At 46.8% G+C, this 10224-nt stretch carries 14 protein-coding genes; 9 read left to right on the top strand and 5 right to left on the bottom strand.

The features are described 5' to 3' along the window. Positions 1 to 178: 178 nt before the first annotated feature. From QT974_RS24240 to QT974_RS24250, 3 genes are read left to right on the top strand one after another with little or no spacing between them, the layout of a single operon-like run. The gene (locus QT974_RS24240) at positions 179 to 553 is read left to right on the top strand and encodes a DUF433 domain-containing protein (RefSeq protein ID WP_333470969.1); all 375 of its coding nucleotides are present in this window, start codon (positions 179 to 181) and stop codon (positions 551 to 553) included. Then, positions 554 to 916, top strand: coding sequence for a DUF5615 family PIN-like protein (locus QT974_RS24245; RefSeq protein ID WP_293175914.1), 363 nt, complete (start codon positions 554 to 556; stop codon positions 914 to 916). A gap of 47 nt (positions 917 to 963) precedes the next feature. After that, positions 964 to 1314: a 4a-hydroxytetrahydrobiopterin dehydratase gene (locus tag QT974_RS24250; protein WP_333470970.1), complete on the top strand. Its 351-nt coding sequence runs from the start codon at positions 964 to 966 to the stop codon at positions 1312 to 1314. Positions 1315 to 1322: 8 nt separating this feature from the next. Here QT974_RS24250 and QT974_RS24255 read toward each other — a convergent pair whose 3' ends face one another. Then, positions 1323 to 2072: a response regulator transcription factor gene (locus QT974_RS24255; protein WP_333470971.1), complete on the bottom strand. Its 750-nt coding sequence runs from the start codon at positions 2070 to 2072 to the stop codon at positions 1323 to 1325. A gap of 223 nt (positions 2073 to 2295) precedes the next feature. Between QT974_RS24255 and QT974_RS24260 the strand changes: the two genes are divergently transcribed. Then, on the top strand, positions 2296 to 2520 hold the full coding sequence (locus QT974_RS24260) for a hypothetical protein (RefSeq protein ID WP_333470972.1): 225 nt from the start codon (positions 2296 to 2298) through the stop codon (positions 2518 to 2520). Between the two features lie 144 nt (positions 2521 to 2664). Beyond that, positions 2665 to 2919, top strand: coding sequence for a DUF6761 family protein (locus QT974_RS24265; protein WP_293250926.1), 255 nt, complete (start codon positions 2665 to 2667; stop codon positions 2917 to 2919). Between the two features lie 369 nt (positions 2920 to 3288). Here QT974_RS24265 and grxD read toward each other — a convergent pair whose 3' ends face one another. From grxD to QT974_RS24280, 3 genes are read right to left on the bottom strand one after another with little or no spacing between them, the layout of a single operon-like run. Continuing rightward, positions 3289 to 3609, bottom strand: a complete 321-nt coding sequence (grxD, locus tag QT974_RS24270; protein ID WP_293175924.1) for a Grx4 family monothiol glutaredoxin — start codon at positions 3607 to 3609, stop codon at positions 3289 to 3291. A 46-nt stretch (positions 3610 to 3655) separates the two neighbouring features. Beyond that, positions 3656 to 3916 (bottom strand): BolA family protein, encoded by a 261-nt coding sequence (locus QT974_RS24275; RefSeq protein WP_293150780.1) that lies wholly within the window; start codon positions 3914 to 3916, stop codon positions 3656 to 3658. Positions 3917 to 3958: 42 nt separating this feature from the next. Then, entirely contained in the window at positions 3959 to 4582 is a 624-nt protein-coding gene (locus QT974_RS24280) for a hypothetical protein (RefSeq protein WP_333470973.1), read from the bottom strand. Positions 4583 to 4799: 217 nt separating this feature from the next. Between QT974_RS24280 and QT974_RS24285 the strand changes: the two genes are divergently transcribed. From QT974_RS24285 to QT974_RS24300, 4 genes are all read left to right on the top strand, one after another. Further along, the gene (locus tag QT974_RS24285) at positions 4800 to 5117 is read left to right on the top strand and encodes a type II toxin-antitoxin system HigB family toxin (RefSeq protein WP_333470974.1); all 318 of its coding nucleotides are present in this window, start codon (positions 4800 to 4802) and stop codon (positions 5115 to 5117) included. Between the two features lie 156 nt (positions 5118 to 5273). Next, complete coding sequence (locus QT974_RS24290; RefSeq protein ID WP_333470975.1) at positions 5274 to 5672, top strand: helix-turn-helix domain-containing protein; 399 nt, start codon at positions 5274 to 5276, stop codon at positions 5670 to 5672. A gap of 455 nt (positions 5673 to 6127) precedes the next feature. Beyond that, the gene (locus QT974_RS24295; RefSeq protein ID WP_333470976.1) at positions 6128 to 8455 is read left to right on the top strand and encodes a S8 family serine peptidase; all 2328 of its coding nucleotides are present in this window, start codon (positions 6128 to 6130) and stop codon (positions 8453 to 8455) included. Between the two features lie 233 nt (positions 8456 to 8688). Further along, the gene (locus QT974_RS24300) at positions 8689 to 8874 is read left to right on the top strand and encodes a peptidoglycan-binding domain-containing protein (protein WP_333470977.1); all 186 of its coding nucleotides are present in this window, start codon (positions 8689 to 8691) and stop codon (positions 8872 to 8874) included. A gap of 74 nt (positions 8875 to 8948) precedes the next feature. Here QT974_RS24300 and QT974_RS24305 read toward each other — a convergent pair whose 3' ends face one another. Further along, the gene (locus tag QT974_RS24305; RefSeq protein WP_333470978.1) at positions 8949 to 9428 is read right to left on the bottom strand and encodes a hypothetical protein; all 480 of its coding nucleotides are present in this window, start codon (positions 9426 to 9428) and stop codon (positions 8949 to 8951) included. Positions 9429 to 10224 lie beyond the last annotated feature (796 nt).

Genomic DNA, 10224 nt, shown 5'->3' on the forward strand with positions numbered 1-10224 from the left:
CGGAGGTCATGCTTCGCCCCTACGGATATATTCGCTTGCATTGAGATGCACCCGTGCGATCGCTCTTTTCATGAGTATAGGGAAAAAAGGGCGATCGAACATTTATTTACATCAGGCTGACGCACAACTATCGTGCTATAATTAAAATTGGTAAGAGTTCGATAGCGAGCCAGAGACCATGAGTAAAAATGTAGAAGTAACTGTAGTCAAGAAACCAAAACAATTAAAAGACTATTTTGATTTTTGGGCGGGTGATGATATTCGCATTAAAGAGACCCGCATTGGGATCGAGGATATTCTCGATGAATACATTTATGGTAAGAAATCACCAGAAGTCATAGCAGAGCTGTTTCCCACAGTAACTTTAGAGCAAATTTACGCTACAATTTTTTACTATCTACAAAATCCAGAAATTGTAGAAAAGTATGTAGAAGATTGGTTAGAGTACACTCTAAAAGCACAGGCAGAACACGATAAAAATCCTCCGCCTGTTGTCTTACGGCTTCGGAAGTTAAAAGCAGAAGGAGATGCGAATCTGGCAGCAGCACAATAAATGGCAATTCAGTACCTTATAGATGAAAATATGCCGTCCTTGTATCGCGAACAGCTATTGCGTCATCTACCAAATTTAATTATCCACACGGTTGGCGATTCAGGTGTTCCACCTAGAGGTACACTAGATCCAGAAATTATAGTTTGGTGTGAAAAAAATGGTTTTTTACTCATTACTAAGAACCGCCGCTCAATGCCATTTCACTTGGCAGATCATTTAAGCACAGGTCATCATTTACCAGGAATTTTGGTACTTCGCCGTCAAGCAGATGTTGGTCAAGTGATTGCTGATTTAGTATTAATTGCAGAAGCGGCTGATGATGATGAATATCTAGATCGCATTAGTTATGTACCTTTAGCTTAATCCTAATAGAATACCCAGAAAACTATCATCGAACTAAAAAGCAATTTATGCCCACACTATTGCAAGAAAAATGTGCCGCCTGCCTCCCAAACTCTCCCCGCGTCACGGCTTACGAAATTGTCCAACTTAAGCCTCAAATCCCCGAATGGAATTTGATTGAAAAAACTGGTGTTCCCCAGTTAGAGCGCACCTACAAATTCCCGGATTTTAAAAGTGCGATCGCCTTTACAAATAGCGTAGGCGAAGCAGCAGAAACTGAAGGGCATCACCCCGCACTGTTAACCGAGTGGGGCAAAGTTACCGTTACTTGGTGGACTCACTCGATTTCGGGACTGCACCGCAATGATTTTATTATGGCCGCGAGAACAGATGCGATCGCACATCAATTCTCAACCTAAAATCAGATTTATCGGCTAATGATAGTTTCAGATGTCGCAGCACCGAATACGGGTGAATTTTGTTGATTCGCATTCAACAATTCCAGATTTAGGCGGTAGCCGACATTCCGCACAGTTTGAATGAGATTCGGCTGTCGCGGATCGATTTCGATTTTTTTACGCAGAGAAAGTACGTGAGTGTCGATCGTGCGCGGGTTGTCAATCGCATCAGGCCACGCCCGACGCAGCAAATCGGAGCGCGACAGAGGCACTCCTCCAGCCTGAGCCAGCACGTACAGCAAGCTGAATTCCTGGGGAGTCAACTCGATGTGTTCCTCATGCAGCCTGACTCGGCGCTGTACCAAGTCAATTTTCAGCCGCCCGCACTCCAGCATCGCGGGCGGTACCATGGTGCGGTTGCGGCGCATCAGGGCTTCCACCCTGGCCATAAATTCTTGCATCCCAAACGGTTTAGTCAGGTAATCGTCGGCCCCAGACTTCAAACCTTCGACAATATCCGCTTCAGAATTCCGCGCCGACAGCATTAAAATCAGCGATTGCTGCTGCTGTTGGAGCCAGCGGCAAAATTCCAAACCGTCCCCATCCGGCAGTTGGGCATCAAGAATGACTAGGGTTGGCTGGCGGCTGAAAAATATTTCCCTAGCGTGACTGATATCCGCTGATTGGTGCACCCAGTGACCGACTTGCTGTAGATGCCAGCCCAAGAGCGATCGCAGGTGCGGATTTCCTTCAACAATTGAAATACTTGCAGATCCCACAACGGCGAGCTTCCCTTATCACTAATTGCTACCAGGTTAACAGAGCTTTTGTCAAGGTTTTGTAACCACGGCTACTCAAGCATGAGCTGCATTTAAAGTCGGAAACCGAGGGTAGTAATTTTAAAGATTTGGTCAAGTTGCGATCTTCAGCCGGCAGAATGGTTAAATCATTCTGGCAGTGAGCTTACAATGAAAATAAGATAGCTTACAGCCGATCGAGCCTATGACCCAGCCGCCTGCTTTGACCGAACCGCCCGACAGGGTATCCACTCCCAGGAAGTTGACAAATCGTGTAACTGCAACTAAAATTCGTGCAACCGTTCGCTCGGTAGCCGGAACACTCACTCAGTTCGATCGCCAAATTCAGCAACATCCCGATTCTATTAAACGCACGGTGAATTATCTAGGTGCGCGCGAAAGATTCGAGCCACTGCATAGCAGCGAGTGAAATTTTTTATGGAGGGTAGCCTGTTGAGCAGGGTAAAAGCTTTTATTTAGCGATCGCCTCTCTTCTGAGCAAGCTCAGTATGAATCCGGGCAGTTCCTATATCCCGCCGTCATTATACACCACAAAGGATTTCAAACTCAGACCATGCTACAAGATACCCAAACAATCCGGCACTACCAAAAACTCACCGACGCCCTCGTCGAAATGTGGAATAGAGGTTATCGTTTCGATGACCTGCGGCTTTACTTAGACGGCTACCTCGCAGCCCTGCGACATTGTAACAGCCTGGAACCCTATCTGATTCACAGATTAGAGGAAGAAGCAGCGCGTTACATTCACGATCCTTCCAATTTTGAAATGCCACAGACACAGACACAAGCTGAATCAGACTACTATTAAATACCAAATTTGGTTGAATAAACCCGCTGATTATTTGGGCATCGGGCATCGGGCATCGAGCATCGGGAATTGGGAATTGGTTATTTGTGATTTCCTGCTTTTTCCTTCTTCCTTCTTGCTTCTGCTATAAATCAACCTAATTCAACGTAAAACCCGGTTGCTATTAGATCCCCGGCTTCTTGAAGAAGTCGGGGATATGTTTGTTCTGTCTGATTTTAAACAGCGGGCAATTAATTGTCCGCTAGCGGGTTTAACTCCCCCACTTCAGGAATGTGGCGTGGGGGAGTGGAGTTTAAATCCCCATAAAAAAACCTCACGCTTCACACTTTACTGCCAACTGTCAACTGTCAACTGTCAACTGTCAATTGTTTAAGAAGCCAAAGCGACTTCTACAACTTCTTGCAATTCGCCCTTTTGATACATCTCGATCAGAATATCCGAGCCGCCAAGAAACTCGCCGTTGATATAAACTTGGGGAATTGTCGGCCAGTTGGAATACTCTTTAACGCCTTGACGAATTTCTTGGTCTGCCAAAACATCAACAGTTTCGTAAGGCACTCCCATCGTATTGAGAATTTGCACCACAGTGTTAGAGAAACCGCACTGGGGCATTAACTTATTGCCCTTCATGAACACCATGATTTTGTTTTGCTTAACCAATTCATCAATTCTTTCGTGTGCTGTACTCATGGTAGCTCCTAATATTGTTTGAAAATTTTTAATTGTCACTGAAAAACTAAGCAACTTCACTTTTGGCTGCCCATTCTGCCGGAGTTAAGGTTTCCAACGCCAAAGCGTGGATAGCTTCACTAGCCATTGCCTGTTTGAGAGCTCCGTAAACCAGTTGGTGCTGCTTGACTCGGCTTTTCCCTTCAAAGGCGGCAGAGACTACTCTCGCCTGGTAGTGGTCGCCACCGCCGGTCAAATCGTCAACTTGTATCTTAGCGTCGGGCAACTCTGCCTTAATCATTTCTGCTACTTGAGACGGTGTAACCATTGGTATTTGTGATAAAGGGCTGTATTGAGTATTTTACTGGAACTATTTGTTAGACGATCGCGGTTGAGTTGCAGCAGGCCGGGGATAGGGGGCATCCACAAAGCCCAATTCCAGTAACTGCTGGTAAGCTTTTTTACCCAAGTCGCGAGTTGGCTGTTGCGATCGAATAATCTGAATTAATAGGGGAACAGCCAGTTCCGGCTTATTTTGTGCGCGGTGTACCAACGCCAGCCGGTAGGTAGCTTCGTCGCGCATTTGGGCTGTTTCCACAGCTTTGGTGCGGTTGCTGTCGGCCAACCGGATGTCTATTCCGGCAAAACTGCTGCCCAGTTGCTGGTAGAAGTTGGAGAGTTGATTGAAAATTTGGCGGGATTCTTGGAGTTTTTGAGCCGCCAGTGTGTAATTTTGACTGGAAATAGCACCACTGGCTTCTGTCATCAAACGCTGACCTCCGGCAATGCTGAGTACGCTGCTATCTGGGGTGACAGGGCGGAGGTTGTTGGGGTCTGTGGGGTCGTCGGCGGGTTCGACTTGCGATCGGCTATCTGGTCGAGAAGGTTGTTGTGCTTGGGCTTGGAGCGGTTGCCACAGGGTCAAAACTGCGATCGCCCCGATCGTCATCCGGGCAGTGAAGCGAAGCCAGCAAACAGTTCCAGAGTATACCATGAAATTACTTTGCGCCTCGGCGCTTTAAAAAGATATTTAGCTTGAGCCGATCTTACCATTGGCGATCGCAACCGGCTAAGTGTAAACCAATTTTGTTCAAATGTCAAAGGGTGCGATCGATCGGGCAAAAGGCTCTTTTGGAAAAATTCAAGTAGAGACTTGACAGGCGGTTCTCGTTGTGAGAACATAAAGGTGTCGTTTAAAAAACGGTACCCGAATGAGACTAATTTCTCGCAAAAATCTTCTGAGTGCGATCGAACCCTACGCAGATGCCCAGAGTGCGATCGAATCATGGTACAAGCTCATCAAAGACAACGATTGGGAATCACTAGAAGATATCCGACAGGAATATTCCAAATCGGTCGATCAAGTCTATGGATATACCATATTTAATATTAAACATAATAGGTATAGATTAATTGTACAAGTTAAATACAAAAGCAAAATTATATATTTTAAGAAATTCTTAACTCATGCCGAATATAGCAAAATTAACTGGGACAATGAAGATGAAGTCAAAATTAAAATAAATTAAAATCCAGCTAGATATAGCGGGGAATCCGTGGAGATTGCCTAATGGAATCAACAAATACAAAACAAACATTCACCCAATGGTTAAAAGCATGATGCCGAGAAATAAACACCCACCTTATACTTCAGAGCCATGTCCAATTTAACAATAAAATGAACCATGAATATCACAATCGAGAAAATAGTCTACGGTCAACTGCTGGCGAAATCGCAGCCTAAGCCCATCCTGAACGAAGAAGATAACGATCTTGCCCTCGCAGAAGTCGATTTTCTGATGTCTAAGGAAGAATTAACACTAGAAGAAGAAACTTTACTGAGTCTCTGGGGGCTGTTGATCGAAGAATACGAATCAAAATATTACCCAATTCCAGAAGCGACTCCCCAAGATGTTCTGTTACATCTCATGGAAATTCGCGAACTCAAACAAGCCGATTTAGTCGGCGTGATTGGTTCCAAAGGAGTAGTCTCTGAGGTGGTTAATGGCAAACGGGCGATTAGCAAGGCGCAAGCTAAGGCGCTGGGAGAATTCTTTAATATTAATCCTAGCGTGTTTATTTGAGAGAAGAGCTCGTATAAGAACGAATACGGCGGTTGAAACCGCGCCTACAAAGACAAAACTTGCCTCCGCAGGTTGAAGATAAGATGGCGGTTTCAACCACGTCTACATAAACGATGTCAGAACGAATACGGCGGTTGAAACCGCGCCTACAAAGACAAAACCTGCCGACGCAGGTTGAAGATAAGATGGCGGTTTCAACCGCCATAAAGAACGAATACGGCGGTTGAAACCGCGTCTACAAATACAAAACCTGCCGACGCAGGTTGAAGATAAGATGGCGGTTTCAACCGCATCTATACAAACGATGTCAGCCGGACGCCGACTGATGGAGATAAGATAAGACGGTAGTTGAAACCGCCTGGTCTCTTCAACCCGCAGGCGAGTGGGTTTTGTCTGTATAGACGCGGTTTCAACCGCAAGCGTCTTCTCTCTCAAATTCAACAGGAATATTTCTGATGGTACAACCAAGCAAACCCACGTCCGCCACTCTCGAAAACTATCAAGGTATCGGAGTTCCCGAAGCAAGTCTGGCAGTGATTTTGCAGCGCGGCGGCGATGAATTGTTGCTGTCAAAAGTTCCCAACCGCTTTACAGTCCGTCCGTCAGCGACAGCATCGACATCAAACAATTGGGCTGCAACAAATCAGGCAAAACTTAACCGCCGCGTCGGACAAAGTAATCTCGAAGAATATCTAGTGGCGCCGTCCAACCTAGATGCAGCAATGCAAGCCGCCCGCGCCAGCGATGCTGTAGCTTTTGCTAGCCACGTTTATTGTCCGGCAAATAATCCGAGTACATTCTTTTATTTAACCGATCGAATTACTATTCAATTTGACGAACAAGTAAACGAAGAATCGCGAAAGTCGATCGCCAATGCAGCAAATTTAACAATAATCCGGCCAGTCGAAGGCATTCCCAACACCTTCGTCTGTGAAGTCACCAAACAAGCAACCGAAAACCCGATTAAAATTGCCAACCGCCTGACAAGATATCCAGAAGTTTTGGTGGCGGAACCTAATATTATACTAGAAACTCAGCAGCATTATACACCCCGCGATCCGCTTTATCCCAAACAGTGGTATCTCAATAACAAAGGCGGTGACGGAGTTGTCAGCGGCGCTCAAATTTATGCAGAACCAGCTTGGGATATAACTCGCGGCGTGCGATCGATCGTAATTGCGATCGCCGACGATTCAGTCGATCTGACGCACCCCGATTTTCAAGGCCAAGGCAAAATCGTCTCGCCCATCGATTTTAAAGACGGCGACACTTCCCCGATGCCGGTTGCTGAATCGGACAACCACGGAACAAGTTGCGCCGGTGTCGCCGCTGCGGAAGAAAACGGCAAAGGCACTGTCGGCGTCGCCCCCGGATGCGCCCTGATGCCCATCCGTACCACGGGTTTTCTCGATGACGAGTCGATCGAAAAAATCTTTAATTGGGCAATTGACAAAAACGCCGCCGTCATTTCTTGCAGTTGGGGCCCAGGGGCAGTTTACTATCCGCTTTCCCTGCGCCAAAGCGCCGCCATCACCAAAGCAGCAACCCAAGGGCGCGGCGGTAGAGGCTGCGTGATTTTGTTTGCTGCGGGGAATGCCAACCGCCCCGTTAACGGGACTGTGGACGAGAAAGGCTGGCCGAATAACGTTGTGGGCGGCAAAACTAATTGGCTAACAGGATTTGCCGTACACCCCGATGTAATTGCGGTGTCTGCTTCTACTTCCCTCAACAAAAAAGCAGCCTACAGCAATTGGGGCACCAGCATCTCGGTTTGCGCGCCCAGCAACAACGCGCCGCCGGGAACCTGGCTACCAGAAACCGGATTTATTGCGACTGCGCCGGAGGTGTCGGAGTATTTGCCAGGTTTGGGGGTGTTTGCTGCCGATCGCGTCGGGGTTGCCGGCTACGACTCGGGGGACTATACCGATAGCTTTGGTGGCACTTCTAGCGCTACTCCAGTAGTCGCTGGAGTAGTAGGTTTAGTGCTATCTGCTAACCCTCGCTTGACAGCGCGGGAAGTGCGGGGAATTCTCGAACAAACGGCTGACAAAATTGTCGATGCCGATGCCGATCCGCAGTTGGGAAATCGCCTGGGAAATTACGATGTTACGAGCCGCCGCAGCGATTGGTTTGGTTACGGGAAAGTGAATGCTTTTAAAGCTGTGCAAGCTGCGGTGAGAAAGGGCGGCGGCAATCCGAATATCGGCGGTTCTAGGTTCAGCGATATTTCTGGACATTGGGCAGAAAAGTTTATTGAAGCTTTGGCTGCGGCGAATATAATTAGTGGGTTTCCTGATGGTTCTTTCGGGCCTGATAACAGTTTAAATCGCGCTCAATATGCGGCGCTGTTGGTGAGTGCATTTAGTCCGATTCCGAAGGCGCCGGCGACAAATTTTATCGATGTTTCGGCGAGTTTTTGGGCCAGAAGTGCGATCGAACGGGCGAATCGGGCGGGGTTTTTGTCCGGGTTTCCGGGGTTGAAGTTTGGCCCGAACCAGAATTTGACGAAGACAGAGGCGATCGTATCTTTGGTTAACGGTTTGGAACTTAAGGGCGGCAATCCCGATCTTTTGAAAGTTTACAGCGATCGCAATCAAATTCCTAATTTTGCTTTAAGTGCCGCAGCCACAGCAACAGCTTTGAAGATTGTAGTAAACTATCCGGCGCGCGATCGGCTATCTGGGCAGCGAGACATCACCCGCGCTGAGATTTCGGCTTTAATTTACCAGACGTTGGTAGCAATTAATCGCGCCAAGGCGATCGACTCTCCCTACATTGTCTAGCCACCAACGAACAAACAGGTTCGATCGTTCGGACTTCAGTCCTTCTTTTTCTGAGGATTAAAGTCCTCACGATCAAACAGGTTCGATCGCTTTGGAATCAGAACAACCCTGATGCACAGATTGGCGAGGATGGCGGCTTTGGTTCCCAAACCGAGGATGCACTTAATCGATCGCCCGCTCAAGGGTTTGCTAAAGCGCCGTGGGATGACAACCCCAGAACATTGCGGTTGGCGATGCCGAGAATGGAAGGCTCGGATGTCATCAAGCTTCAGGAAGGCTTGAAAAAAGCTGGCGTTGAAGTTGGGGTTGATGGTGAATTTGGGCCGGGAACAGATACAGCCGCCAAGGAATTTCAGCAGAAAAAAGGTTTGAAGCCAGACGGAATTGTTGATCGCCAAACCCGCGAACAAATGGCTTGAGGTGTGAGCGCGATCGAGTTCATCAAACCTCGAACAGAACTTCCTCCGCTTGCGGAAGAAGTTCCATTTATCGCTCAGCTTGTGGGTTTGGGCAGGTTTTGCTTCCAAGTGTCACAAATTGCAGTAGCGCTATAATTGGCAATCTTTTTGACAATCAACGTAGCGACGAGAGTAGCAACAGCAGGAGCAAGTCCCACTCCCGAGATCAGAATAGGAGCTAACATCCCAGCAGCTTTAGTGTAATTTTGGTCGATCGCTTCATCCAGGATTTTCTGAGTCTGCGGATCGTTTAAGAGCGGTTTGCACATCAGATCGTAAACTAACGGATTTACGCGATCGAACAGCCGCTGGCCAGCTTGTAGGAGCCTGGGATCGATCGATGCTCTAGCCGCCACATTCACATCAATAGAATCCAGGGAAGCTGGATCTATACCTCTGGTTCCAAGTCCAGCCGCATCATCCTCAATAGCTTGAGCGCGATCGCCAATTTGTACCGCTAGCTGATCCTCATCAAGTTCCCACAAACTTTTTACAAGAACATCAATTTCTGCCATGACTGCTTGTCTCCCGACTATGGTTAACTAGAATATTGCTGATTGTGCTTTACCTGCGAAGCTGATGAGTAAAAACCAGTCAATATAGCTTAACCAAAGCAGAACTACACATCCGCAATCTTAACCATTCTTTAAAAAAGTGCGATCGGCCCATCAAACAGCTAGTAATACCATTTACCCAAAATCACTCAACAGTATTTGTAGGGTGCATCGCCACGAACAATCCCTAAAATTAATCGACAATATCATAGCGACGCACCTTACACATTGGGCAGACGAAAAACCTCAAATATTCTATTATAGCAAGTTTTTTCTAAACCCTATAAATATGTAATATTTAAATTGCCAGAGTATTTGTAGGGTGCATCGCCACGAACAATCCCTAAAATTAATCGACAATATCATAGCGACGCACCCTACACATTGGGTAGGCGAAACAAACCCCAACAATTCTATTGTTGCATTTTTTTTATAATGAGCCAAAGATGAGGTATAGCGGTTCTCAAAAAAGTGAGGTATGCCCTATGCCCTATGACCTATGCCCTATGCCCTATGCCCTATGCCCTATGCCACATAGTACCTCATCTTTTTGAGAAAGGCTATATGTTGTTGGGCTTGGGCCCTTTTAAAATTTATTACATAGTAAGTTATGCACCTAAGAACTCAATTTATAGTCATACCTCATCTGAGAATAGCTATATGTAATATTTAAATCGCCAGAAAGGCGTGCATCTCAATGAGTGCAAATATGTTTGTAGGGGCGAAGCATGACCGCAGTCAATATGGGATTATAACT

Origin of the sequence: Microcoleus sp. BM001215392 (genome assembly GCF_036700185.1) — a bacterium.
Taxonomy (GTDB): Bacteria; Cyanobacteriota; Cyanobacteriia; order Cyanobacteriales; family Microcoleaceae; genus Microcoleus.

Bases quoted from the DNA above. Each gene is read 5' to 3' on its own strand.
- QT974_RS24250 (WP_333470970.1), top strand. From the start codon at position 964: ATGCCCACACTATTGCAAGAAAAATGTGCCGCCTGCCTCCCAAACTCT.
- QT974_RS24265 (WP_293250926.1), top strand. From the start codon at position 2,665: ATGCTACAAGATACCCAAACAATCCGGCACTACCAAAAACTCACCGAC.
- QT974_RS24300 (WP_333470977.1), top strand. From the start codon at position 8,689: ATGCCGAGAATGGAAGGCTCGGATGTCATCAAGCTTCAGGAAGGCTTG.
- QT974_RS24275 (WP_293150780.1), bottom strand. From the start codon at position 3,916: ATGGTTACACCGTCTCAAGTAGCAGAAATGATTAAGGCAGAGTTGCCC.
- QT974_RS24295 (WP_333470976.1), top strand. From the start codon at position 6,128: ATGGTACAACCAAGCAAACCCACGTCCGCCACTCTCGAAAACTATCAA.
- QT974_RS24285 (WP_333470974.1), top strand. From the start codon at position 4,800: ATGAGACTAATTTCTCGCAAAAATCTTCTGAGTGCGATCGAACCCTAC.
- QT974_RS24305 (WP_333470978.1), bottom strand. From the start codon at position 9,428: ATGGCAGAAATTGATGTTCTTGTAAAAAGTTTGTGGGAACTTGATGAG.
- QT974_RS24280 (WP_333470973.1), bottom strand. From the start codon at position 4,582: ATGGTATACTCTGGAACTGTTTGCTGGCTTCGCTTCACTGCCCGGATG.
- QT974_RS24240 (WP_333470969.1), top strand. From the start codon at position 179: ATGAGTAAAAATGTAGAAGTAACTGTAGTCAAGAAACCAAAACAATTA.
- QT974_RS24260 (WP_333470972.1), top strand. From the start codon at position 2,296: ATGACCCAGCCGCCTGCTTTGACCGAACCGCCCGACAGGGTATCCACT.
- grxD (WP_293175924.1), bottom strand. From the start codon at position 3,609: ATGAGTACAGCACACGAAAGAATTGATGAATTGGTTAAGCAAAACAAA.
- QT974_RS24245 (WP_293175914.1), top strand. From the start codon at position 554: ATGGCAATTCAGTACCTTATAGATGAAAATATGCCGTCCTTGTATCGC.
- QT974_RS24290 (WP_333470975.1), top strand. From the start codon at position 5,274: ATGAATATCACAATCGAGAAAATAGTCTACGGTCAACTGCTGGCGAAA.